General features: G+C 72.2%; 21 protein-coding genes. 10 read left to right on the top strand and 11 right to left on the bottom strand.

Annotation, left to right across the window (positions count from 1 at the left end):
* Window positions 1–163: 163 nt before the first annotated feature.
* From ACIBAF_RS01140 to ACIBAF_RS01125, 4 genes are all read right to left on the bottom strand, one after another.
* Complete coding sequence (locus ACIBAF_RS01140; protein WP_334580792.1) at window positions 164–787, bottom strand: GntR family transcriptional regulator; 624 nt, start codon at window positions 785–787, stop codon at window positions 164–166.
* A 197-nt stretch (window positions 788–984) separates the two neighbouring features.
* Window positions 985–2,754 carry a 2-oxoglutarate dehydrogenase, E2 component, dihydrolipoamide succinyltransferase gene (sucB, locus tag ACIBAF_RS01135; protein WP_399460988.1) on the bottom strand — a complete coding sequence of 590 codons (1,770 nt, stop codon included), beginning with the start codon at window positions 2,752–2,754 and terminating at the stop codon, window positions 985–987.
* A 67-nt stretch (window positions 2,755–2,821) separates the two neighbouring features.
* Window positions 2,822–4,210 (bottom strand): dihydrolipoyl dehydrogenase, encoded by a 1,389-nt coding sequence (lpdA, locus tag ACIBAF_RS01130; protein ID WP_399460987.1) that lies wholly within the window; start codon window positions 4,208–4,210, stop codon window positions 2,822–2,824.
* Between the two features lie 269 nt (window positions 4,211–4,479).
* Complete coding sequence (locus ACIBAF_RS01125) at window positions 4,480–6,027, bottom strand: leucyl aminopeptidase (protein ID WP_399460986.1); 1,548 nt, start codon at window positions 6,025–6,027, stop codon at window positions 4,480–4,482.
* Window positions 6,028–6,354: 327 nt separating this feature from the next.
* Here ACIBAF_RS01125 and ACIBAF_RS01120 point away from each other — a divergent pair, with 327 nt between their 5' ends.
* Window positions 6,355–7,179, top strand: a complete 825-nt coding sequence (locus ACIBAF_RS01120; protein ID WP_399460985.1) for an endo alpha-1,4 polygalactosaminidase — start codon at window positions 6,355–6,357, stop codon at window positions 7,177–7,179.
* Here ACIBAF_RS01120 and ACIBAF_RS01115 read toward each other — a convergent pair.
* Window positions 7,176–8,033 carry an adenosylcobinamide-GDP ribazoletransferase gene (locus ACIBAF_RS01115; RefSeq protein ID WP_399460984.1) on the bottom strand — a complete coding sequence of 286 codons (858 nt, stop codon included), beginning with the start codon at window positions 8,031–8,033 and terminating at the stop codon, window positions 7,176–7,178. The two genes, ACIBAF_RS01120 and ACIBAF_RS01115, sit on opposite strands and share 4 nt — an antisense overlap.
* 179 nt (window positions 8,034–8,212) lie before the next feature.
* Here ACIBAF_RS01115 and ACIBAF_RS01110 point away from each other — a divergent pair, with 179 nt between their 5' ends.
* Window positions 8,213–8,977: a hypothetical protein gene (locus tag ACIBAF_RS01110; protein ID WP_399460983.1), complete on the top strand. Its 765-nt coding sequence runs from the start codon at window positions 8,213–8,215 to the stop codon at window positions 8,975–8,977.
* A gap of 717 nt (window positions 8,978–9,694) precedes the next feature.
* Here ACIBAF_RS01110 and ACIBAF_RS01105 read toward each other — a convergent pair.
* Window positions 9,695–11,422 carry a phosphatidylglycerol lysyltransferase domain-containing protein gene (locus ACIBAF_RS01105; RefSeq protein WP_399460982.1) on the bottom strand — a complete coding sequence of 576 codons (1,728 nt, stop codon included), beginning with the start codon at window positions 11,420–11,422 and terminating at the stop codon, window positions 9,695–9,697.
* Window positions 11,423–11,495: 73 nt separating this feature from the next.
* Window positions 11,496–12,593, bottom strand: a complete 1,098-nt coding sequence (cobT, locus tag ACIBAF_RS01100; RefSeq protein WP_399460981.1) for a nicotinate-nucleotide--dimethylbenzimidazole phosphoribosyltransferase — start codon at window positions 12,591–12,593, stop codon at window positions 11,496–11,498.
* Window positions 12,594–12,754: 161 nt separating this feature from the next.
* Between cobT and ACIBAF_RS01095 the strand changes: the two genes are divergently transcribed.
* Window positions 12,755–13,654 (top strand): class I SAM-dependent methyltransferase, encoded by a 900-nt coding sequence (locus tag ACIBAF_RS01095; RefSeq protein ID WP_399460980.1) that lies wholly within the window; start codon window positions 12,755–12,757, stop codon window positions 13,652–13,654.
* Between the two features lie 27 nt (window positions 13,655–13,681).
* Here ACIBAF_RS01095 and ACIBAF_RS01090 read toward each other — a convergent pair whose 3' ends face one another.
* Window positions 13,682–14,890: a bifunctional adenosylcobinamide kinase/adenosylcobinamide-phosphate guanylyltransferase gene (locus ACIBAF_RS01090; protein WP_399460979.1), complete on the bottom strand. Its 1,209-nt coding sequence runs from the start codon at window positions 14,888–14,890 to the stop codon at window positions 13,682–13,684.
* 114 nt (window positions 14,891–15,004) lie between these two features.
* Here ACIBAF_RS01090 and ACIBAF_RS01085 point away from each other — a divergent pair, with 114 nt between their 5' ends.
* Complete coding sequence (locus tag ACIBAF_RS01085; protein WP_319346498.1) at window positions 15,005–15,217, top strand: hypothetical protein; 213 nt, start codon at window positions 15,005–15,007, stop codon at window positions 15,215–15,217.
* A gap of 117 nt (window positions 15,218–15,334) precedes the next feature.
* On the opposite strand, the gene ACIBAF_RS01080 is transcribed toward ACIBAF_RS01085, so the two are convergent.
* On the bottom strand, window positions 15,335–16,072 hold the full coding sequence (locus tag ACIBAF_RS01080) for a methyltransferase domain-containing protein (RefSeq protein WP_399460978.1): 738 nt from the start codon (window positions 16,070–16,072) through the stop codon (window positions 15,335–15,337).
* 83 nt (window positions 16,073–16,155) lie between these two features.
* Window positions 16,156–16,749 carry a DUF3043 domain-containing protein gene (locus ACIBAF_RS01075; RefSeq protein ID WP_399460977.1) on the bottom strand — a complete coding sequence of 198 codons (594 nt, stop codon included), beginning with the start codon at window positions 16,747–16,749 and terminating at the stop codon, window positions 16,156–16,158.
* Window positions 16,750–17,046: 297 nt separating this feature from the next.
* Here ACIBAF_RS01075 and ACIBAF_RS01070 point away from each other — a divergent pair, with 297 nt between their 5' ends.
* The 5 genes from ACIBAF_RS01070 (at window position 17,047) to ACIBAF_RS01050 (ending at window position 22,557) form a co-directional block, all read left to right on the top strand.
* A complete protein-coding gene (locus ACIBAF_RS01070; RefSeq protein WP_079662831.1) occupies window positions 17,047–17,844 on the top strand; it encodes a PspA/IM30 family protein in 798 nt (265 codons plus the stop codon).
* A 32-nt stretch (window positions 17,845–17,876) separates the two neighbouring features.
* On the top strand, window positions 17,877–18,155 hold the full coding sequence (locus ACIBAF_RS01065) for a hypothetical protein (protein ID WP_399460976.1): 279 nt from the start codon (window positions 17,877–17,879) through the stop codon (window positions 18,153–18,155).
* A gap of 110 nt (window positions 18,156–18,265) precedes the next feature.
* Window positions 18,266–19,489, top strand: a complete 1,224-nt coding sequence (locus ACIBAF_RS01060) for a sensor histidine kinase (RefSeq protein ID WP_399460975.1) — start codon at window positions 18,266–18,268, stop codon at window positions 19,487–19,489.
* Window positions 19,486–20,172 carry a response regulator gene (locus ACIBAF_RS01055; protein ID WP_399460974.1) on the top strand — a complete coding sequence of 229 codons (687 nt, stop codon included), beginning with the start codon at window positions 19,486–19,488 and terminating at the stop codon, window positions 20,170–20,172. The genes ACIBAF_RS01060 and ACIBAF_RS01055 overlap by 4 nt, the downstream gene beginning before the upstream one ends.
* A 153-nt stretch (window positions 20,173–20,325) precedes the next feature.
* Complete coding sequence (locus tag ACIBAF_RS01050; RefSeq protein ID WP_399460973.1) at window positions 20,326–22,557, top strand: PQQ-binding-like beta-propeller repeat protein; 2,232 nt, start codon at window positions 20,326–20,328, stop codon at window positions 22,555–22,557.
* Between the two features lie 21 nt (window positions 22,558–22,578).
* Here ACIBAF_RS01050 and nadA read toward each other — a convergent pair whose 3' ends face one another.
* Window positions 22,579–23,763, bottom strand: coding sequence for a quinolinate synthase NadA (gene nadA / locus ACIBAF_RS01045; RefSeq protein ID WP_334580813.1), 1,185 nt, complete (start codon window positions 23,761–23,763; stop codon window positions 22,579–22,581).
* 244 nt (window positions 23,764–24,007) lie between these two features.
* On the opposite strand from nadA, the gene ACIBAF_RS01040 reads away from it, so the two are divergent.
* Entirely contained in the window at window positions 24,008–24,364 is a 357-nt protein-coding gene (locus tag ACIBAF_RS01040; protein ID WP_030794551.1) for an iron-sulfur cluster assembly accessory protein, read from the top strand.
* The last annotated feature ends 35 nt before the right edge of the window (window positions 24,365–24,399 follow it).

Here is a 24,399-nt window from a genome sequence, read left to right as displayed (position 1 = left end):
GACTGTAACTCCCTGATCGATGATCGATCAAAGGGTTGAAGGGCAAAACCTCTCGATTACGAGAAAGTCGGCACGGGGTGCCTTTCGGGCAGGCACCGGGTGCCGCGCATTTTCCGCCGTTTCTGCAGGTGAGCGCAGGGGTGCTCGACTGGTGTCGGCTGGGTCACGCCCTCGGCGCGCAGCCCAGCACATGCGCCTTCACCAACTCCGCGATGCGGGGGTCGCGCCGCTTGAACGCGGCCACCAGCTCCTCGTGCTCCTCCGCGTACGACTGCTGCACGGTGCCGAGCCAGCGGATGGACAGCGCCGTGAACACCTCGATGCCGAGCCCCTCCCAGGTGTGCAGCAGCACCGAGTTGCCGGCCGCCCGCACCAGCTCCCGGTGGAAGCCGACGGTGTGCCGCACCTGGCCGGTCCCGTCGGCGTTGCGGTCGGCCTCGTACAGGGCGACGACATGCGGTTCCAGGGCCGAGCAGTCCTCGGCGAGCCGCTGGGCGGCCAACTCCGCCGCGATCGCCTCCAGACCGGCCCGGACGGGGTAACTCTCCTCCAGGTCGGCGGCCGTGAGGTTGCGCACCCGCACCCCCTTGTTCGGCGCGGACTCGATCAACCGCAGCGACTCCAGCTCCCGCAGCGCCTCCCGCACCGGCGTCTGACTGACCTCCAGCTCGGTCGCGATCCGCCGCTCCACGATCCGCTCGCCCGGCTTCCAGCGCCCGCTGACGATCCCCTCCACGATGTGCTCGCGGATCTGTTCGCGCAGCGAGTGGACGACGGGCGCGGTCATGAGAGCTCCTTCGAGCAGGGGCCGCCCATCGGCCCCGGGGGCGTTTGACGTTTAGACAATACGGCCGTGAGCGCTTTCCAGAAGGGCGGGCGGGGGTGCTTTTACGCAGGTGAGACGAGACTTACATGGTGCCCGAACGACGAGTGCCCCCGCCCGGAAAACTCCGGACGGGGGCACTCGCTGTCGAACCCTGGGGGTTACAGGCCGAGCTCGACCTCGAACTCGCCCGCCTCCAGGATCGCCTTGACCGCCGTCAGGTAACGGGCCGCGTCGGCGCCGTCGACCAGACGGTGGTCGTAGGACAGGGTCAGGTACGTCATGTCGCGGACGCCGATGACCGTGCCCTCTTCCGTCTCGATGACGGCCGGACGCTTGACCGTGGCGCCGATGCCGAGGATCGCGACCTGGTTCGGCGGCACGATGATCGTGTCGAACAGCGCGCCGCGCGAGCCGGTGTTGGAGATGGTGAAGGTCGCGCCGGACAGCTCGTCCGGGGTGATCTTGTTCGCCCGGACCTTGCCCGCCAGGTCGGCGGTGGCCTTGGCGATGCCGGCGATGTTCAGGTCGCCCGCGTGCTTGATGACCGGGGTCATCAGGCCCTTCTCCGAGTCCACCGCGATACCGACGCTCTCGGTGTCGAAGTAGGTGATCGTGCCCTCGTCCACGTTGATCCGGGCGTTGACGGCCGGGTGGGCCTTCAGCGCCTGGGCCGCCGCCTTCACGAAGAACGGCATCGGGGAGAGCTTGACGCCCTCGCGCGCGGCGAAGGAGTCCTTGGCCTGGGCGCGCAGCCGCATCAGGCGGGTGACGTCGACCTCGACGACCGACGACAGCTGCGCCTGCTCGTGCAGCGCCTTGACCATGTTGTCGCCGATGACCTTGCGGATGCGCGGCATCTTGACGGTCTGGCCGCGCAGCGGGGAGGCCTCGAGCTTCGGGGCCTTCTTCGCGGCAGCGGGGGCGGCAGCGGCCGGGGCCGGTGCGGCGGCGGCCGCCTTCGCGGCCTCGGCGGCGGCGAGGACGTCCTGCTTGCGGATCCGGCCGCCGACGCCGGTGCCCTTGACGGCGGCCAGGTCGACGCCGTTCTCGGCGGCGAGCTTGCGCACCAGCGGGGTCACGTACGCACCCTCGTCGGTGGGCTGCGCGGCGGGCGCGGGCGCCGGGGTGACCGGAGCCGGAGCGACCGGCGCGGGGGCCGGAGCGGCCGGGGCCGGGGCAGCGGCGACCGGGGCGGGCGCCGGAGCAGCGGCGACCGGGGCGGGCGCCGGAGCCGGGGCCGGGGCAGCGGCGGCGGGCGCCGGGGCCGGGGCGGCGGGCGCCGGAGCAGCCGCGGGGGCTGCGCCCGGGGCGCCGATGACGGCGAGCTTGGCGCCGACCTCGGCGGTCTCGTCCTCACCGACGGTGATCTCCAGCAGGACACCCGAGGTGGGGGCCGGGATCTCGGTGTCCACCTTGTCGGTCGACACCTCCAGCAGCGGCTCGTCGGCCTCGACGCTGTCGCCGACCGACTTCAGCCAGCGGGTGACGGTGCCCTCGGTGACGGACTCGCCGAGCGCGGGCAGGACCACGTCCGTGCCCTGGGCGGAACCGGCGCCGGCGGCGGCCTCGGCGGTGGGCGCCGGGGCGGGAGCGGCCTGCTCGGTGGAGGGCTGGGCGGCCGGGGTCGGCTCGGGAGCCGGGGCCGCGACGGGCTCGGCGGCCGGCGCCGGAGCAGCGGCCGGGGCGCCCGTGCCGTCGTCGATGACGGCCAGCTCGGCGCCGACCTCGACCGTCTCGTCCTCGGCGACCTTGATGGAGGCCAGGATGCCGGCGGCGGGGGAGGGGATCTCGGTGTCGACCTTGTCGGTCGACACCTCGAGCAGCGGCTCGTCGGCCTCTACGCGCTCACCCTCGGCCTTCAGCCAGCGGGTGACAGTGCCCTCGGTGACGCTCTCGCCGAGCGCCGGAAGGGTTACGGAAACCGCCATGGTTTCGGTTGCTCCTTACGAAATTGCGGAAGTCTGAGTCGTCGCTTCGACGTGTTTCGACCGAGGGTCAGTCGTGCGAGTGGAGCGGCTTGCCGGCCAGGGCCAGGTGGGCCTCGCCGAGCGCCTCGCTCTGCGTCGGGTGGGCGTGGACGAGCTGCGCGACCTCGGCCGGCAGCGCCTCCCAGTTGTAGATCAGCTGGGCTTCGCCGACCTGCTCGCCCATGCGGTCGCCGACCATGTGGACGCCGACCACTGCGCCGTCCTTGACCTGGACGAGCTTGATCTCGCCCGAGGTGTTCAGGATCTTGCTCTTGCCGTTGCCGGCGAGGTTGTACTTCAGAGCGACGACCTTGTCCGCGCCGTAGATCTCCTTGGCCTTGGCCTCGGTGATGCCCACGGAGGCGACCTCGGGGTGGCAGTACGTCACCCGGGGCACGCCGTCGTAGTCGATCGGGACGGTCTTCAGACCGGCCAGACGCTCCGCCACCAGGATGCCCTCGGCGAAGCCGACGTGCGCGAGCTGGAGCGTCGGGACCAGGTCGCCGACGGCGGAGATCGTCGGCACGTTCGTCCGCATGTACTCGTCGACCAGGACGTAGCCGCGGTCCATCGCGACGCCCTGCTCCTCGTAGCCCAGACCGGCGGAGACGGGCCCGCGGCCCACCGCGACCAGCAGGACCTCGGCCTCGAACTCCTTGCCGTCGGCCAGGGTGACCTTGACGCCGTCGGCGGTGTACTCGGCCTTCGAGAAGAAGGTGCCCAGGTTGAACTTGATGCCGCGCTTGCGGAACGCGCGCTCAAGAAGCTTGGAGGAGTTCTCGTCCTCGACCGGCACGAGGTGCTTCAGACCCTCGATGACCGTCACGTCGGAGCCGAAGGACTTCCACGCCGAGGCGAACTCGACGCCGATGACGCCGCCGCCCAGGATGATCGCGGACTTCGGCACGCGGTCCAGGACGAGGGCGTGGTCGGAGGAGATGATCCGGTTGCCGTCGATCTCCAGGCCCGGCAGCGACTTCGGCACGGAGCCGGTCGCCAGGAGCACGTGGCGCCCCTGGATCCGCCGGCCGTTCACGTCGACGGAGGTGGGGGAGGACAGCCGGCCCTCACCCTCGATGTACGTCACCTTCCGGGAGGCGACGAGACCCTGCAGGCCCTTGTACAGGCCGGAGATCACGCCGTCCTTGTACTTGTGGACCCCGGCGATGTCGATGCCCTCGAAGGTGGCCTTGACGCCGAACTGCTCGCTCTCGCGGGCCTGGTCGGCGATCTCGCCCGCGTGCAGCAGGGCCTTGGTGGGGATGCAACCCCGGTGCAGGCAGGTGCCGCCGACCTTGTCCTTCTCGATCAGGGCGACGTCCAGGCCCAGCTGCGCCCCGCGCAGGGCCGCGGCGTAACCGCCACTACCACCGCCGAGGATCACTAGGTCGAAAACGGTGCTGGCGTCGTTCGCCACGTCACGTCCTCCATGCATGTGCGCCACGCCGGTCTCCAGTGACCGGTCGGCGGCTGGTGTCCGGCCGCTCTGTATCGGCCCTGTGGTGGGGGCCCTGTCCTGCCGAGCCCCATCCTCGCACTTGTCGGAGGCAGACGAGACACGGGGCCGGGGTGTGAGACGTCCCACGTTCAGATGAGCGCCCCCAAGGGGCGCGGGGAACTGCGCGACCAGCCCCCACGCCCCTGCGGTCGCCCTGTGACGGAATGCACCGAGTTGTCAGGCGAACGTCAGCCCAGATCGCCGGAGGCGGTCAGCTCCGCGAGCCGCACCAGCGTCCGCACCGCCGTACCGGTACCGCCCTTCGGCGTGTACCCGAAGGGACCCCCCTCGTTGAACGCGGGCCCGGCGATGTCCAGGTGCGCCCAGGTGATCCCCTCGCCCACGAACTCCCGCAGGAAGAGCCCGGCCACCAGCCCGCCGCCCATCCGCTCACCCATGTTCGCGATGTCGGCGACGCTGGAGTCCATGCCCTTGCGCAGGTGCTCCGGCAGCGGCATCGGCCAGGCCGGCTCGCCGACCTCCTCGGCGGCCTCGTGCACCGCGGAGCGGAACGCGTCGTCGTTGGCCATGACCCCGAAGGTCCGGCTGCCCAGCGCCAGCATCATCGCGCCGGTCAGGGTCGCCACGTCGACGATCGCGTCCGGCTTCTCCTCGGAGGCCGCCCACAGCGCGTCCGCCAGGACCAGCCGGCCCTCGGCGTCGGTGTTGAGGACCTCGACGGTCTTGCCGCTGTACATCCGCAGCACGTCACCCGGTCGGGTGGCGGAACCCGACGGCATGTTCTCGGCGAGCGCCAGCCAGCCGGTGACGTTGACCTCGAGCCCGAGCCGCGCGGCGGCGACGACCGCGGCGAAGACCGCCGCCGCCCCGCTCATGTCGCACTTCATCGTCTCGTTGTGCCCGGCCGGCTTCAGCGAGATGCCGCCCGAGTCGTAGGTGATGCCCTTGCCGACGAAGGCGAGGTGCTTCTTCGCCTTGCCGGAGGTGTACGACAGCTTCACCAGGCGCGGGGCGGCCGCCGAGCCGGAGCCGACGCCCAGGATGCCGCCGTAGCCGCCCTTGGCGAGGGCCTTGTCGTCGAGCACCTGCACCTTGATGCCGTGCTCCTTGGCCGCCGTCTGGGCGAGCGCGGCGAACGCCTGCGGGTCGAGGTCGTTCGGCGGCATGTTGATCAGGTCGCGGGCGCGGTTGAGCTCCTCGCCGACGGCGGCGGCACGCAGCAGCGCGGCCTTGTGGGCGGCGTCGCGCGGCTTCCCGCCCAGCAGGGAGGCCTCGGCGAGCGGCGCCTTGCCGTTCTTGGCCTTGGCGTCCTTGCCGCCCTGGCCGGTCTGCTTGTAGGCGTCGAAGGAGTACGCGCCGAGCACCACGCCCTCGGCGATCGCGCCGATCTCGGCGGCGTCGGTCACCGGCAGGGCGAACGCGGCCTTCTTGGAGCCGGCGAGGGCGCGGGCGGCCACGCCGGCGGCCCTGCGCAGCGCCTCGGCGTCGAAACCGGCGTCCTTCTCGGGCTCGGCTCCGAGCCCCACCGCGAGCACGAGCGGCGCCTTGAAGCCGGCCGGCGCGGGCAGCTTCGTCACCTCGCCCTCGGCCCCGGAGGCGCCGAGGGTTTCCAGGACGCCGGCGAGCCGGCCGTCGTAGGCCTTGTCGAGGGCTTCGGCGCCTGGGGCAACGATCAGGTCGCCAGACCTGGATGCGGCGCCCTTGGCGACACCGATCACGATCGCGTCGGCCCGGAGGCCGGGCGCCGCGGCGGTGCTGAGAGTGAGAGCAGTCACGGTGGTGAAATCTCGCTTCCGATGTGGAGTTGCTGTGGCCGGAGTGTGTGGGTCGACCAGGCCCGACAGCCGACCCTAGAGCCGGGCAGAGGGTGCGGTCGTATCCGGGGTCTGCCTCACCGGCGCGGCGGACCGGCGGGGCACATCCCGGAACGAGCGTACGCGTGCGTGTGCGTTCGCTCATGCACGCGAGTGTTCGCCCGTCGGTGGCGTCGTAGCCACTTCTCGATCCTCGCACTCCATGAACTGGGTCACACCCATCGGGTTCCGGTGCGTCAGACGGCGATCATCGTCGAGTACGCTGCCGCACATTCTGGAGCCCGCCCGGTGAGACGCCCGACCGTTCTGCTGCCCCTTCTCGGCCTGCTGCTCGCGGGCTGCGCCTCCGCGTCCAACGACCCACCGCAGGACCGGCCTGACGGCTCGTCATCGGGCGCGACGTCGGCGAGCCGGAAGGTCTGGCGGCCCGCCCCCGGCATCGACTGGCAGTGGCAGCTCAGCGGACGCCTCGACACCTCCGTCGACGTGCCCGTCTACGACGTCGACGGCTTCGACCAGACCAAGGACGCGGTCGCCGGGCTGCACGACGACGGCCGCAAGGTCATCTGCTACCTCTCCACCGGCGCCTGGGAGGACTGGCGCCCCGACGCCGGGAAGTTCCCCAGCTCGGTGATCGGCAAAGGCAACGGCTGGGAAGGCGAACGCTGGCTCGACATCCGCCGGACCGACGTCCTCGAACCGCTGATGGCGGCCCGCCTCGACATGTGCCGGGCCAAGGGCTTCGACGCGGTCGAGCCGGACAACATGGACGGCTACAAGAACACCACCGGCTTCCCGATCAAGGCCGCCGATCAGCTCCGCTACAACCGTCTCATCGCCGGCCTCGCCCACGAACGGGGCATGTCCGTCGGCCTGAAGAACGACCTCGACCAGATCCCCGCCCTCGTCGACGACTTCGACTTCGCCGTCAACGAACAGTGCGCCCAGTACGACGAGTGCGCGGACCTGACCCCGTTCATCGAGGCGGGCAAGGCCGTCTTCCACGTCGAGTACGAACTCCCCACCAGCGACTTCTGCGCCGACTCCCGCCGCCTGCGGCTGAGTTCCCTGCTGAAGAAGTACGAACTGGGCGCGTGGCGCGAGGCCTGTTAGGCCCCCTGGCAGCCCAGGCAGAACACCACGAGCGCGGTGGTCGCCGCGGTTTCCGCGAGGCCGCCGAACACATCCCCCGTGACCCCGCCGAAGCGGCGCGTGCAGTGCCGTAGGAGGAGTTCGGCGGCGGCGAGGGCGGCGAGGATCGCGAGGGCCGGGCGGACGGCGTCGTACGGCTCGAAAAGGGGACCCGGCTCGACCGGCCCGATGACGACCACGACGCCGTCGCCCCCGTACGGCCCGAGCCACGCACCCGCGGCCGCCGCCGCCAGGGTGACCGCGACGGCGGCGATCACCGCGCCCCGGACCGGGACCACGCCCGCGACCGCCGCCCCGAGCCCCTCCGGTCGCGCGGCCGGCACCCCGTCGCGTGCCGCCAGGGTCAGCGCGAGCCGGGCGGCCGCCGCCGAGACGACGGCGCCCAGCGCGCCCAGGGCCCACGAGGCGTCGTAGAGCTGCGTCAGCGCGGCCACCTGGGCGAGCAGCACGACGACGAGCGTGAGCACGCCGAACGGGCCGATGTCCGACTGCTTCATGATCCGCAGCGCGTCCTCGGCGGGCTTGCCGCTGCCGAGGCCGTCCGCGGTGTCGGCCAGCCCGTCGAGGTGCAGACCGCGGGTGAGGACGGCGGGCACGGCGGCGGAGGCGACGGCGGCCAGCATCGGGCTCGCGCCCAGCCGGAGCAGCAGCAGTCCGAGCCCGGCCGCGCAGCCGCCGACGACCAGCCCGACCAGAGGGGCGCTCAGCATGCCCCCGCGCGCGGCCTGTCGGTCCCAGCGGGTCACCCTGACCGGGAGCACGCTGAGGGTGCCGAAGGCGAAGCGGAGGCCGTCGAGCGGCGAGGTGGTGGACACCGCGGCAGCCTATGGCCTGTCCGGCGGATGCCGCAGACGCGGGGCACGGCCCGCCCTCCGTCGTTCACCTGCGCTGATCAGGCGCCGCTGCCGTCCCGCGACTTGGCCCGCCGGACAGGCCGTAGCCCGGACGCCGCACCCGCGAGGCAGCCCGCCCCCGCCGCCGGGAGACTGGCGGCATGGGCGACTGGCTGCAGCGCAACATCGTCGAACCGGGCAAGCTCCCGCTGCTCCTCGCGCTGACCGCGTTCGTGCTGACGTTCCTGATCACTCGGGTCATCACGCGTCTGATCCGGGCGGGCAAGGGCCCGTTCGGCAACATCAGCTCCGGCGGGGTGCACATCCACCACGTGGTGCCGGGCGTGGCCCTGACCGTCGCGGGCGGCTTCGGCGCGGTGGCGAGCGGCCGGCAGGGCTTCGGGTCGGCCGCCTTCGCGATCGTCTTCGGCATCGGCACGGGCCTCGTCCTCGACGAGTTCGCGCTGATCCTGCACCTCGACGACGTGTACTGGACGGAGGCGGGCCGCAAGAGCGTGGAGGCCGTGGTGCTGACCGTGGCCCTGGTCGGACTCCTGCTGGTGGGCTTCTCGCCGTTCGGCGTCAACGACATGAGCGACGAGGAGCTTCAGGACCGGGGGGGCGTCATCTCGACCGTCGTCGTGAACTTCCTGTTCGCGCTGGCCGTGCTGGCGAAGGGCAAGGCCAAGATGGCGGTCTTCAGCGTGTTCGTGCCGTTCGTGGGGCTGGTGGGGTTCATTCGGCTGGCCCGGCCGGGGTCGCCGTGGGCCCGGAGGTTCTACGGGCGTCGTCCGCGTGCGCGGGCCAGGGCCGTGCTTCGTGCGTATCGCCACGACCGGCGGTGGGCCGGGCCCCAGCGGATGGTGGGGGACTGGCTGGGCGGGAAGACGGACGCGGAGCTCGCCCGGTCCCGTGAGGGGGAGTGAGGGCGCCGGAGGGCGGGGCAGGGGCGTCGGCCGACTGGGCGCCGCCGAGCCGTGCCCTGCGCCGGCACGCGCACAGCGCCGCCACCGCCCCGATCGCCGCCAGATGCTCCTTGCCTGCCAGGTTGTTCTTCAGCAGGACCTCCACGACCATGGCGACGATCACCGCGGCCGTCGTCGCATGGGCGCGATGGCGCCAGCCCAGGAACACCGCGAGGCCGACCACGGCCGCCGACGGGCCGGTGTCCACGATGCGGGCGTCGGCCACCGGCAGGCCGAAGGGGCTGTCGGGGCCCAGGGCGATGCCCACGCGGGCGTACAGGGTGCCGGCGAGGGTGGCGGCGTAGGCGATGACGAGGGTGCGCCACCAGCCGAGGCAGAGCTCCGCGACGCCGAACACCAGCAGAAGCTGCGCGAGGGCGCCCCAGACCGGCAGGTCCAGCGCGGGGACGAAGAGCGAGAGCGGGGTACGGAGCAGGGCGAGCCACAACGGGTCCTCCGCCCGCACCGCACCGATGTTCTGGACCGGCTGGTAGCCCCAGGACTGGTTCTGCACGATCTGCGTCACCGACGTCAGACACACCGCCGCCAGGGTCATCGGCGCGAGAGTCATCGGCGCCAGGCTCACACGTGCCGCCCCCCGGCGCCGCCGCACCGACGGAGCGCGCACGGCCAGGTACAGCGCACCCCATTCGGCGTGGGCCCAGCGGGCGATCCGGTTCATCGGTGGGTCTCCAGGTGCTTGCGGTGCAACCACTTCGGCAGCCCCGGCGCTTCCAGGAACCCCTCCGCCCGTGCCGCGGCGATGCCGATGCGCGGCAGGTCCGCGCTCTTTTCGAAGAGCAGGAAGCGGGGTTCCCAGATGGGCCGGTACTTGGCGTTGGCGCGGTACAGCGACTCGATCTGCCACCAGCGTGAGAAGAAGCTCAGCAGCGACCGCCACAGCCTCAGCACCGGCCCGGCGCCGAGGCGTGCGCCCCTTTCGAAGACCGACCGGAACACGGCGAAGTTGAGCGAAACCTGGGTGATCCGGATTTCTCGCGTCTCCCGGGCGCGGCGCAGGAGTTCGAGGATCGCGAACTCCATCAGGCCGTTGTCGCAGGCGCGGTCCCGGCGCATCAGGTCGAGGGACAGGCCGTGCGGCCCCCACGGCACGAACGAGAGCAGGGCCCGCAGCTCACCGTCGGCGTCGGTGCACTCCAGCATCACGCAGCGGCCGTCCTCCGGGTCCCCGAGCCGCCCCAGCGCCATGCTGAACCCGCGCTCGGTGGCCCCGTCGCGCCAGTCGTCGGCGCGCCGCAGCAGGTACGTCATCTCGTCGGCGGGGATGTCCTCGTGCCGCCGTACCCGCACGGTGTACCCGGCCCGGCGGACCCGGTTGTACGCCTGCCGGACGGTCCGCATGGCGCGCCCTTCGAGGGTGAACTCGGCGACCTCGACGATCGCCTCGTCCCCGAGCTCCAGCGCGTCCAGCCCGTGCCGGGCGTACACGGTCCCGGCCTCCTCGCTCGCGCCCATCACCGCCGGGATCCACCCGTGCGCCCGCGCCTCGGCGAGCCACGGCTCGATCGCCCCCGGCCACGCCTCCGGATCCCCGAGCGGATCCCCGGACGCCAGCGACACCCCGCCGACGACGCGGTAGGCGACGGCCGCCTTCCCGGTCGGCGAGAAGCACACGCTCTTCTCGCGGCGCAGCGCGAAATAGCCGAGCGAGTCCCGCTCGCCGTGCCGGTCGAGGAGCTCCCGCAGCCGTTTCTCATCGTCCTCGGTGAGCGGGTCGACGGCCCGCCGGGAGCGGAACGCCGCGTACAGGACGGCCAGGACGAGGACCGTGCTCAGCACGTTGACGGCGACGTCCACCCAGGTGGGCGTGGCGATCCCGGGGACGCGGTAGTCGTCGGCGGCGACGGAGACCAGCCGCAGCGTGCCGTAGCGCCAGCGGTCCAGGAAGGTGGAGGGCGTGGAGGCCCGGTTGGTGACCGTCACCAGCAGGGCGGCCAGCAGCGAGGCGCCCAGCAGCCCGCCGACGCCGACGGCCGCGGCGAGCTTCGGGTTGGACCGGTCGCCCTTGGCGTAGAACTCCCGCCGCCCGGCGAGCAGCGCCACCACGAAGGCGGCGGTCAGCGCGAGCGAGACCCAGTTCTGCGGGCGGCGCCGGATCTCCGGGAACGCCATGGCCAGCGAGAACAGCCCCAGGAACGCCCCGCTGAGACCGAGGTTGAGGATCCACGCGGCCCGTTTGCGCCGCCGCATGGTGACGGCCAGGAACGCCGTGAAGACCCCGGACGCGAAGCCGGCCGTCAGCAGGTACGGCGTGAACAGGTTCTCCTGGTTGTGCCGCCGCACGTCCTGCCCCAGGGAGACCCACACCGCACTGAGGAAGTTGACGAACGCGACGGCCCGCAGGTACCAGACGGCGAAGGCGGCGGCGCCCCGGGTGTTGCCCATGAGCGGTGATCATATGGGTGCACTTCCGGGAAACCGCTCTTTTAGTGCCGCCTGTCCGTTTTCCCCCGGGGGGTTACTCCTGCGTCGGCTCCTCCTCGGAGCCCTCGGTCTTCTCGTCGGACGCCTCGGGTTTCTCGGGGAGTTCCGCGGCCAGTGCCGCCGCGGCCTGCACCAACGGCAGTGCGAGCAGGGCGCCGGCGCCCTCGCCGACCCTCACGCCCTGGTCAAGGAGCGGTTCCAGAGCCATCCGATCGAGTGCCTTCGCCTGCCCCGGTTCACCGCTCTTGTGTGCGGCCAGCCACCAGTCCGGCGCCCGGAACGCGATCCGCTGCCCGACGAGCGCGCAGGCCGCCGCCACGACCCCGTCCAGGACGACCGGCAACTTCCGCACCGCGCACTGGAGCAGAAAGCCCGTCATGGCGGCGAGGTCGGCGCCGCCCACCGTCGCCAGCAGCTGCAGCTGCTCGCCGAGCACCGGCCGCGCCCGGCGCAACGCGTCCCGGATGGCGGCGCACTTGCGCATCCAGGCCAGGTCGTCGATCGCCTCGCCGCCCCGCCCGGTCACCACGGACGCGTCCGTCCCGCACAGCGCGGCGACCAGCACGCCCGCCGCCGTCGTCCCGCCGACGCTGACGTCGCCGAGCACGACCAGATCCGTGCCGGAGTCGGCCTCCTCGTCGGCGACGGCCACGCCCGCCCGGAAGGCGGCTTCCGCCTCCTCGACCGTCAGCGCGTCCTCGATGTCGATCCGGCCGCTGCCGCGCCGCACCCGATGCCGTACGACGTCCTCGGGGAACAGGTCCGGGTCGCAGTCCAGGGCCATGTCCACGACCCGCACGGGCACGCCGAGACGGCGGGCGAGCACGGAGACCGGACGGCCGCCCTCCAGGACCTCCCGCACCAACTCCGCGGCGCTGCCCGCGGGTCGGACGGAGACGCCGAGCTCGGCGATGCCGTGGTCGCCGGCGAACAGCACCACCCGCGGCCGCTCGACCGGTCGCACGGGCGCCGCGCCCTGCGCCGCCGCCAGCCACTCACCCAGGTCGTCCAGGCGCCCCAGCGATCCGGGCGGCACGACCTGACGTTCGCGGCGCGCCTCCGCGTCGCGGCGCACCCCGCCGTCGGGGCGCTCGATCAGATCGGTGAAGTCGTCGAGATTAAGCGAGCTCATTCGCCGAACAGTACCGGCACTGATCGAACGGTTCCGCGCTACATCGTCACCACGCCCCCGTGACGTCATTGCACCGGAGATCGGTATCCCATACGTTCCGTTTTGCTGCAAATTGTCGTTCCCCTGTCGTGTGCTGATCCCGTCCTCCCCCGGAGCCGCTCATGCCCCCCAGGCCCGTCCACGAGCCGCGCCGCGACGACTGCCCCTGGTGCGGCTCGAAGCGCCTGCGCACCCGGCTGCGCGCACCGGACCTGCGCCACCGCAGACCCGGCACGTTCGTGGTCGACGAGTGCCGGGACTGCGCCCACGCCTTCCAGAACCCGCGCCTGACCGCCGAGGGACTCCAGCTGTACGGCTCGGAGGGCGACCAGCGGGCCGGCCACGGGCAGCTGAGGGCCACGGCGCGGGCGATGCTGCCCTTCCCCGAACCGGAGAGCTGGCTGGACGTCGGGACGGGGGACGCGCCCTTCCCGGCCGCGGCGAGGGAACTGTTCGCCTACACGGCGTTCGACGGGGTGGACCCGACCCCCAGGGTGGAGCGGGCGAGAGCCGCGGGCCGCCTGGAGGAGGCCCACGTGGGCCATCTGACGGCCCCGGAGGTCCTGTCCCGCGTGCGGGGCCGCTACGACGTGGTCAGCATGCTCCATCACCTGGAGCACACCCGGGAGCCGAGGAAGGAGCTCACGGCGGCGCTGACCGCCCTGCGTCCCGGCGGCCACCTCCTCCTGGAACTCCCGGACCCCTCCAGCGCGTCCGCCGCCGTCCTGGGCAAGTGGTGGCACTCCCACGACCAGCCCCGCCATCTCCACCTGATCCCCCTGGCCAACCTGCGCACGGAACTCCGGGCCCAGGGCTGCGAGATCGTCGTGACGGACCGCAAGGCCGCGCACATCCCGCACGACCTGGCGACGGCGGCCTCGCTCTACCTCGACCGGAGCCGCCTGCGCCGCACGGCCGGACCCCTGACCGCCCTGGCCGCCGCACTCGACCACCTCCTGGCCCCGGCCCTACGCCGCACCCGCTTCTCAAACACCTACCGCATCATCGCCCGCAAGAACTGAGCGACCAGGAACTCGGCGACCGGCTGCTCAGCCGCGCAGCACCAGTGACTGGCCCGCGACCACCAGGACGACCTGCTCGCACTCGGCTGCGACCGCCGCGTTCAGCCGCCCCAGCTCGTCCCGGTATCGTCGGCCCGACGCCGTGGCCGGGACGATCCCCGAGCCGACCTCGTTCGACACCAGCACGACGGTCCGCCGCGCCGAGCGCACGGCCTCCGCCAACTCCGTCACCCGCGCGCGCAGCGCCTTCTCGCCGCCGTCCGCCCACACCGCGTCGTCCCACGCCCCGACGGAGTCCATGGCGTCCGTCAGCCACAGCGACAGACAGTCGATCAGCAGCGGCGCCCCCTCCGCCGCGAGCAGCGGCACGAGGTCGCAGGTCTCCTTCGTCCGCCAGGACCCCGGCCGCCGCTCCTGGTGCGCCGCGACCCGCGACGCCCACTCGGTGTCGCCGCCGCGCGTCCCCCCGGTGGCGACGTACAGCACGTCCGGGAAGGACTCCAGCCGCCGCTCGGCCTCCACCGACTTCCCCGACCGGGCCCCGCCCAGCACCAGCGTCCGCCTCGGCACGTCCGGCACCTCCTCGTACACCCCCACCGTCAGCGTCGACCCGTCCGGCACGGCCCGCGCCCCCGCCGCGGCGAGCCGCCGCGCGAGCTCCGCGCCCGGCGGCACGTCGTGGTCCAGGTGGACGGCGACCACGTCCGTCGTCGGCCCCACCGCGCCCACCGCCCGCAGCTTCGCGAGCGCGTCCGGCCGCCCCAGGAGATCCGCACAGACCATGTCGTACCGCTCGGCGGGCCCCGACCCCTCCTCCAGGCCGGCCGGCGCGCCCCCGGGCGGCGCGTACAGCAGCCGTTGCCCGTCCGGGCCGGTGACCGCGTACCCGGTGCCCGGCGCGTCCATGGCCACGGCCCGCACCCGATGCCCCGTCAGCAGCGCCAACTCCCGCCCGTCCGGCACCCGGCCGGGCTGCGGCAGCCCGGCCGCCACCTCCACCGGGGGCCCGTCGTGCGGATGCGTCAGCAGCACCTGGCGCACCCCGCCCAGCGAATGACCCGCGCGCGCGGCGGCGAACGCGGCGCCCGGCGTCAGATCGAGCAGCAGCGTCCCGTCCACGAGCAACGCGGTCGCCGCGCGCGCGTGCGGACCGAGCGAGGTCGCGCACACGGAGCAGGAACAGTCGGGGCGGGGCAGGCCCGCGGGGGCGCCGGTACCGAGCAGAGTGACTTCCACGGAGCTGATTTTCGCCTGTCTGACCTGGTCTTGCGCATCCGACTAGGCTGCTCGGCAGGAGCCGGACCAAGATCCGGCTTCTGCTCTGCACGTGGTCACATCTGGGAGGCGTACATGGCGGCATGGACGTGGCGGTTCGAGAAGGCCGACGGGACGGAGGTCCAACCCGCGGTCCAGCCCGAGGAGTTCACCACGCAGGGGGACGCCGAGTCCTGGATCGGGGAAGTGTGGAAGGACCTCCTCGAAGGCGGCGCGGACCAGGTGCGGCTGTTCGAGGACTCCACCGAGATCTACGGCCCGATGAGCCTGCACGCGAACGAGGCGTAGCCGCACAGCGGGGTGGCCGCACCACGGCCACCCCGTACGCCGCCACCCGGCGCCCCGTAACCCCCGTATGCCGTTCACTCCGTATGCCGTTCACTCGAACGAGCGGAGCGCGACCGCTCAGCCGCGCACCCCGCACAGGTGCAGCAGCGCCGCGACCTGCCGGTAGGGGTCGGTCCGCCCGGCCCGCTCCTCGGCGGACAGCAGGGTCTCGACGTCACCCGGGATCTCCGCCCCGTCCGCCGCCGTGTCCGTGAAGACCCGCACGCCGTACCAGGCCTGCAGCGGTGCGCCGATCCCGGCGAGCGTGCCGGTCAGCGTCGTCAACCGGTCCGCCCGTACGTCGAGCCCCAGCCGGGTGGGGGTCCCCCCGTTCGAGTCTGTTCGAGAATGGGGGAGGTAGGCGTCGGAGTCGAAGGCGCCCAGCGCGCCCGCCCAGTCGCCGGACAGGCCCGGCCGCATGGCCAGCGCGTCCGCGTTCCTGACCAGCAGCGACAGCAGACCGCCCGGCGCCAGCATCCGCGCGAGCCCCGCGAGCAGCGGGTCCGGCTCCGCGACGTACATGAGCACGCCGTGGCACAGCACCACGTCGAAACTGCCGGGCAGGAAGTGCACGCCGGTGTCGCGGCCGTCGCCCTCGATGATCCGCATCCGCTCCCGGATGCCCTCGGGCTCGCCGCACAGCGCCTCACGGGCCGCGGCGATCATCGTCGCGTCCTGCTCGAGACCGGTCACCTGATGCCCGAGCCGGGCCAGCCGCAGTGCCTGCGTGCCCTGGCCCATGCCGACGTCGAGGACCCGCAGCCGCTGCCCGACCGGGTAGCGCGCCGCTATCTGCTCGTCGAGCTGCCGGGCCACCAGCTCCTGTCGTACGACGTCACGCAGCCCGCCCAGCCTGCTCAGCCAGGCCTCGGCCGCTCCCCCGGAGAAAGCCGCAGCGCTCAGGGCCGTGCTCCACGCTTGAGCTGCGGCTTCGGCAGCCGGAGCCGACGCATCTGCAGCGAGCGCATCAGCGCGTAGGCCACCGCGCCCCGCCGGTTCTGCTGGGGGAAGCGCTCCGCCAGCTGCTTGCGCAGCCGGAAAGCGGTGACGAACGAGTCCAGCACGATCAGCACGATCACGACCAGCCACAGCAGCAGCGCGATGGTCTGCAGCGAGCCCACCCGCACCATGCTCAGCACGAGGATGACCACGGCCATCGGCAGGAAGAACTCCGCCACGTTGAACCGCGAGTCGATGAAGTCCCGGGCGTACTTGCGCACCGGGCCCTTGTCACGGACCGGCAGGTAACGCTCGTCACCGCCGGCCAGCGCCTGGCGCTGGCGGTCCAGCTGGGCACGGCGCTCCTCGCGCTGACGCTTGGCGGCGTCCTTGCGCGACGTCGAGGTGTTGGCGACGCTGCGGCGCTGGGACTGGGCCTCACTGCGCTTGGGCGTGGGCCTGCCCTTGGGGGCCTGCGGGTCGCGGGTCTGCTTGGAGTCGGTCACCACCGCGTCGGCGGGGGCCTTCTCTTCCTTGGCACGGCTACGGAACACAAAACCCAAGGGTAAGCGCTTCGGGGCATGGACCCCAGCCCGGAGGGGAACGATCCGGCAACACCAGTCGTCTGTAGAGGGGACAGACCGGGCAGGAGTGAGGCGGAAGGGGCACAGGGTGATCGGTCGCTCACCCTGAAGGCCACCTACTCCTCACGCCGGAGCAGGAGCGCGGTCAGTCGTCCTTGGGGATGAGCGCATCCGTCCCCGAACAGTGCGTCAATAGATGCAGGGCCCGTACTGTGGGTTCTGTCGCAGAGGTTCAGGCTGGACGTCAGAAGGGGGCGCGCGAAGCCCATGAGCGGTGTCATGAAGCGTATGGGGATGATCTTCCGCGCGAAGGCGAACAAGGCCCTTGACCGGGCCGAGGACCCGCGCGAGACCCTCGACTACTCGTACCAGAAGCAGCTGGAGCTCCTCCAGAAGGTCCGCCGCGGCGTCGCCGACGTGGCCACCTCGCGCAAGCGTCTGGAACTCCAGCTGAACCAGTTGCAGTCGCAGTCGACCAAGCTGGAGGACCAGGGCCGCAAGGCCCTAGCGCTCGGCCGTGAGGACCTCGCCCGCGAGGCGCTCTCCCGCCGCGCCGCCCTCCAGCAGCAGGTCACCGACCTCGAGACGCAGCACGCCACGCTCCAGGGCGAGGAGGAGAAGCTCACCCTCGCGGCCCAGCGCCTCCAGGCCAAGGTGGACGCCTTCCGTACGAAGAAGGAGACCATCAAGGCCACCTACACCGCCGCCCAGGCCCAGACCCGCATCGGCGAGGCCTTCTCCGGCATCTCCGAGGAGATGGGCGACGTCGGCCTGGCCATCCAGCGCGCGGAGGACAAGACCGCCCAGCTCCAGGCCCGTGCCGGTGCCCTCGACGAACTCATGGCCTCCGGCGCCCTGGACGACCCGACGGGCATGGCGAAGGACGACCTCCAGGCCGAGCTGGACCGCCTCTCCGGTGGTACGGATGTAGAGCTGGAACTGCAGCGCATGAAGGCGGAGCTCGCCGGGGGCTCGTCCTCCGGACAGCAGGCCATCGAAGGTGGCACGAGCCAGTCGCAGTCCCAGCAGCAGCCGCAGGACACCCCGCGCTTCGACAAGCAGTAACCGGCGCCGGGCCCGGAGCCGAGGAGGGCGACATGATCGTACGGATCATGGGGGAGGGCCAGTGGACGCTGGCCGACTCCCACTTCGTCGAACTGAACAAGCTGGACGACGAGCTGCTGGGCGAGATGGAGAGCGGCGACGAGGACGGCTTCCACCGCACCCTCGGCGCCCTCCTGGCCGCCGTCCGCCGCCTCGGCGACCCCCTGCCGGACGACGCCCTGGAACCCTCGGAACTCATCCTTCCGGCCCCGGACGCGAGCCTGGAGCAGGTCCGGGAGATGCTCAGCGACGACGGCCTGATCCCGGGGTGATCTTCCTCTGACCCGTCCGGCGTTCGAGGACGAGGCCCCTTCAGGGCCGAAGCGGGGGTCCGGGGGCGCCAGCCCCCAGCCACGGCAAGGAAAGCGACGGTAACGAGAAGGTGACCCTCCTTGCCCGGGCCGAGTGCCAGCTCAAGGCCCACCCCCTGGCCCTGGACGCCTCGCTCGCCGCAGGCGTCCTGCTCTGCATGCTGGCGGGCTCCTTCGTCGACCCGCACGGAGAGCACAGCGTCAGCTGGAGCATCCACAGCCCGGACCCGCTCAGCCTGCTGCTGATGACCCTCGGCGCCGTCGCCCTCGTCTTCCGCCGCAGCGCCCCCATGACGGTCCTCGCCCTCACCGGTGCCGCCTCCGTGATCGAGTCCGTCACCGGCGACCCCCGCGCCCCCGTCGCGATGTCCGCCGTCATCGCCCTCTTCACCGTCGCCGCCGGCACCGACCGCGCCACCACCCTGCGGGCCGGCCTGCTCACCATGACGGTCCTCACCGGCGCCGCCATGCTCGCCGGACCGCTGCCCTGGTACGCGCAGGAAAACCTGGGCATCCTCGCCTGGACCGGCATCGGCGCCACCGCGGGGGACGCGGTCCGCAGTCGTCGGGCCGTCGTCCAGGCCATCCGGGACCGCGCCGAGCGCGCGGAACGCACCCGCGAGGAGGAGGCCCGCCGCCGGGTCGCCGAGGAACGCCTGCGCATCGCCCGCGACCTGCACGACGTCGTCGCCCATCACATCGCCCTGGTCAACGTCCAGGCGGGCGTCGCGGCCCACGTCATGGACAAGCGGCCCGACCAGGCCAAGGAGGCCCTCGCGCACGTCCGCGAGGCCAGCCGCTCCGCGCTCAACGAACTGCGGGCCACCGTCGGCCTGCTGCGCCAGTCCGGCGACCCCGAGGCCCCCACCGAACCCGCCCCCGGCCTGGAACGCCTCGACGAGCTCGCCGGCACCTTCCGCAACGCCGGCCTCCACGTCGAGGTGGCCCGCACCGACCACGAGACCAAGCTCCCCGCCGCGGTCGACCTGGCCGCCTACCGGGTCATTCAGGAAGCCCTCACCAATGTGCAGAAACACGCCGGCGGGGAGGCGAAGGCCGAGGTCAGCGTCGTGCGCGTCGGGCCGAACATCGAGGTCACCGTCCTCGACAACGGTCGCTCCGAGGGCGAGGAGTCCCCTCGGGAAGGCGGCGGTCACGGCCTGCTCGGCATGCGCGAACGCGTCACCGCCCTGCGCGGCACCCTCACCACGGGCCCCCGCTACGGAGGCGGCTTCCGCGTCCATGCGATCCTGCCGATCAAGACCCGCACGGCCACCACGGGAGAGAGCGCATGACCATCCGTGTCCTGCTCGCCGACGACCAGGCGCTGCTGCGCAGCGCGTTCCGCGTGCTCGTCGACTCCGAGTCCGACATGGAGGTCGTGGGCGAGGCGTCCGAAGGCGCGGAGGCGGTCCGGCTGGCGAAGGAGCAGCGCGCCGACGTCGTCCTGATGGACATCCGCATGCCCGGCGTCGACGGTCTCGCCGCGACCCGCCTGATCAGCGCCGATCCCACCCTCGCGCACGTCAGGGTGGTCATCCTGACGACCTTCGAGGTCGACGACTACGTGGTGCAGTCGCTGCGGGCCGGCGCCTCCGGCTTCCTCGGCAAGGGCAGCGAGCCCGAGGAACTGCTGAGCGCGATCCGGGTCGCCGCGGGTGGGGACGCCCTGCTCTCGCCGACCGCCACCAAGGGCCTGATCGCCCGATTCCTGGCCCAGGGCGGCGCGGCGGACGACGAGCACGACCCCCCCGCCGGCTCCGCCCGCCTGGAGGCGCTCACCGTGCGCGAGCGCGAGGTCCTCGTGCAGGTCGCCGGCGGCCACTCCAACGACGAGATCGCCGAGCGCCTGGAGGTCAGCCCGCTGACGGTGAAGACACACGTCAACCGGGCCATGGCCAAGCTGGGCGCACGCGACCGGGCGCAGCTCGTGGTCATCGCGTACGAGTCGGGACTGGTCCGCCCGCGGGTGGAGTGAGCCCGGCCGTTTCCGTGAGGCCTCCCGGCGGTCGTCAACCGTGCAAAGCGCGTCGCCGAGCGGCAGCCCGCGGAGCGCGCCGCTCTTCTTCCCCCGTATGCGTTCCCTATCCTGTGAATTCGAACTGCTCGGCGGGGGAAGGGGACCGGGGCGTTGCCGCTGCACAAGGACGACCCGAAGGCGCTCGGCGGATACCGGATCGTGGACCGCATCGGATCCGGGGGCATGGGCGTCGTCTACCTGGGCCGGTCCCGCTCCGGGCGTGAGGCCGCCATCAAGGTCGTGCACGCCCAGTACGCCGAGGACAAGGTCTTCCGGGCCCGCTTCCGGCAGGAGATCGAGGCCGTCCGCAGGGTGAGCGGGGCCTTCACGGCCCCGGTCGTGGACGCCGATCCGGAGGCCGTCCGGCCCTGGATGGCCACCCAGTACGTGCCCGGGCCCGCGCTCTCCGCCCGGATCCGCGGCACCGGCCCGCTGAAGGGGGCGGAGCTGCGGCGGCTGGCCCTGGGGCTCGTGGAGGCGCTGAGGGACATCCACCGGGCCGGGGTCGTGCACCGCGACCTGAAGCCCGCCAACGTCCTGATGGCCGAGGACGGCCCCCGGGTCATCGACTTCGGCATCTCTCGCGCCGCCGAGAACCAGACCCTCACCGAGACCGGCCACATGATCGGCACCCCGCCTTTCATGTCCCCCGAGCAGTTCAGGGACGCCCGGTCGGTCGGGCCCGCCTCGGACGTCTTCTCCCTCGGCGCGCTGGTGGTGTTCGCCGCGACCGGCCGCGGACCCTTCGACGCCGACAGCCCCTACCTCACGGCGTGGCGGGTGTTGCACGAGGAACCGGCGGTGGACGCGGTCGCCGAGCCGCTGCGCGCGGTCCTGACCCGTTGCCTGGCAAAGGACACCGCCGACCGGCCCGGACTCGGCGAACTGGCCGAGGAGTTCGCGCAGGCGTTGCCCGAAACCGCGGCGGGCGACGCGCAGACCGTGGCCCTGCGGGTGCCGCCCCCGCCCGCTGCGAGCGAGGAACTGGGCCGGCCCGCCGCCGCACCCCGCCCGGGCCGCCGTCCTCGGCCGCGCCGGTGGCCGGTCCTGGCCGGGGTGGCGGGCCTGCTGGCCGTGACGCTCACCGGCTACCTCCTGTTCGACCCCTTCAAGGGGAACGACCCCCCGGCGGGGTCCGACACCACCACCGCCAAGCTCCCTGCCCCGGATCCCCTGCCCGACGGCTGGAAGCCCTGGCGGACCTCGGTGTTCAAGGCCGAGACAGGCGTGACGAAGCCGCTGGGCGGCGGGGCCCCGGGCAGCGGCGCCTGGCTCTCCTGCGTCATGGGCGAGGGCGCGCTGTACTGCGGCGGCAACGGCACGCTCCCGGTCCGGTTCGACGGGGCGACGGGTCGGCTCGCCTGGCGTGCCGACTCCCCGGCCTCGGGCGTGGCGCGGGAGGCGTACGACAGTGTGGTCCTCGGGGTGCACGACGGCGTGCTGCTGGTCTCCCAGGCCGTTCTGAACAGCGCGGGCGACGGCCAGATCTTCACCGTCGTGGCCCTGGACGCCACCAGCGGCAAGCGGCTCTGGTCGCGCACGTCGAACCAGGGAGGTCCCGGTGCCTCCGCGGTCGTGGGCGGTCTGCTGATGACCGCCGAGGGCTCCCGTGTGACCGCCCGCGAGCCGCGCGACGGAGCCGTCCGCTGGACGGCGACCGTGTCCGCCGGGCCCACCTATCACTGCGCGTTGCACGACATCGACAGTGTCCCGTACGTCGGCTGCAGCGACGCGGGTACACCGACACGCACCGTGTTCTACGCGGTCGACCCCGCCGACGGCTCGACCCGGAAGGTCGGCGTGCCGGACGGCGATGCCGAGTACGTCGGCGCCGCCGACGGCGACCTGGTCTTCCTGGTGCGTGTCCCGAAAGACCCCCGAAGCCCACAGGAGGCGGCGTACGGCGAGGTCATGCTGATCGACTCGGACACCGGCGCCGTCCGCAAGAGGAAGCTGACGGGCAGCCCGCGCGGCGAAGCGGCCCTGGTGGGCGGGGTGCTCTGCTTCGCCGCCTCCAGCGGACGGATGACCGCCCACGCGCACGAGACGGGCGAGCGGTTGTGGCAGATCTCGACGACCCTCCAGCAGCCCGGCACACCCGTCGCTGACAGGCGGGGACGAACGGTGTTCGCGGCCAGCGCCTCCGGACGGGCCGCCGCCCTCGACATCGCGACGGGCAGCCTGCTGTGGGAGTCCCCCGCGCGGGCCGAGCAGGTCGTCGGAGCCGGCTTCGCCACGGCACAGGTGTTCCTCGACCAGGGCGCCCTGGCGGTGCTGAGCCCCGACGGGACCGTCTTCACGCTGGACCCGGGCCACCCCGACCAGAAACCGTTGTCGGAGTGATCCGGGGCCGGCGGGGTTCGGTTACGGCAGCGCCAGCATCCGCTCCAGCGCCAGCTTCGCGAACGTCTCGGTCTCCCGGTCGACCTCGATGCGGTTGACCAGGTTGCCCTCGGCCAGCGACTCCAGGGTCCACACCAGGTGGGGGAGGTCGATGCGGTTCATGGTCGAGCAGAAGCAGACCGTCTTGTCGAGGAAGACGATCTCCTTGCCCTCGGGCGCGAAACGGTTCGCCAGCCGGCGCACCAGGTTCAGCTCGGTCCCGATCGCCCACTTCGAGCCCGCCGGGGCCGCCTCCAGCGCCTTGATGATGTACTCGGTCGAGCCGACGTAGTCCGCCGCGGCCACGACCTCGTGCCGGCACTCCGGGTGCACGAGCACGTTCACGCCGGGGATCCGGGCGCGCACGTCCTCGACCGACTCCAGGCTGAAGCGGCCGTGCACCGAGCAGTGGCCTCGCCACAGGATCATCTTCGCGTCGCGCAGCTGCTCGGCGGTCAGCCCGCCGTTCGGCTTGTGCGGGTTGTACAGGACGCAGTCCTCCAGGGACAGGCCCATGTCCCGCACCGCCGTGTTGCGGCCGAGGTGCTGGTCGGGCAGGAACAGGACCTTCTCGCCCTGCTGGAAGGCCCACTCCAGGGCCCGCTGGGCGTTGGAGGAGGTGCAGATCGTGCCGCCGTGCCTGCCCGTGAACGCCTTGATGTCCGCGGACGAGTTCATGTACGAGACGGGCACGACCTGCTCGGCTATGCCGGCCTCGGTCAGCACGTCCCAGCATTCGGCGACCTGCTCGGCCGTCGCCATGTCGGCCATCGAGCAGCCGGCGGCGAGATCGGGGAGGACCACCTTCTGGTCGTCCGACGTCAGGATGTCGGCGGACTCGGCCATGAAGTGCACACCGCAGAAGACGATGTACTCGGCCTCCGGGCGGGCGGCCGCGTCCCGGGCCAGCTTGAAGGAGTCGCCCGTGACGTCGGCGAACTGGATGACCTCGTCGCGCTGGTAGTGGTGGCCGAGCACGAAGACCTTGTCCCCGAGCTTCTCCTTGGCCGCGCGGGCCCGCTCCACCAGGTCCGGGTCGGACGGGGAGGGCAGGTCGCCGGGACACTCGACACCCCGCTCGCTCCTCGGGTCGGCCTCACGGCCGAGCAGCAACAGGGCGAGCGGAGACGGCTGTACGTCGAGCTCCGTGGTCTGGGCGGTGGTCACGACACGCACCCTTTCTACTTTTCGTCGATCTGACGTTATCTATCATAACCCGCTTCACGTCACTTTGACGATGGTCATAGCGTCGATGTGACATGAATCCCGGTGAGGCGTTTTCCGCCCGCAACCGTGTGTGCGAGCATGAGAAGGGAACGAAAAAGACAAGAGCTCGGCCCGGAATGAATCCGCGGCCCCGGCGGTTGCAACCGTCGGCAAGCAGTCTCCGTACAACCCGGGAGAGATGTAGATGTCCGTATCGGACGAGACCAGCACCGTCACCGACGGCATCATCCTGTCCGACGCCGCCGCGGCGAAGGTCAAGGCCCTGCTCGACCAGGAAGGCCGTGACGACCTGGCCCTGCGTGTCGCCGTTCAGCCCGGTGGCTGCTCCGGCCTGCGCTACCAGCTCTTCTTCGACGAGCGGTCCCTCGACGGCGACGTCGTCAAGGACTTCGACGGCGTCAAGGTCGTCACCGACCGCATGAGCGCCCCCTACCTGGGCGGCGCGTCCATCGACTTCGTCGACACCATCGAGAAGCAGGGCTTCACGATCGACAACCCGAACGCGACGGGCTCCTGCGCCTGCGGCGACTCCTTCAGCTGATTCCGGTCGTTCCTGAAGGCATAAGCGAACGGCGA

Source organism: Streptomyces sp. NPDC051677 (assembly GCF_044453465.1).
Taxonomy (GTDB): Bacteria; Actinomycetota; Actinomycetes; order Streptomycetales; family Streptomycetaceae; genus Streptomyces.
This window is presented reverse-complemented; position numbering and strand designations above follow the sequence as displayed.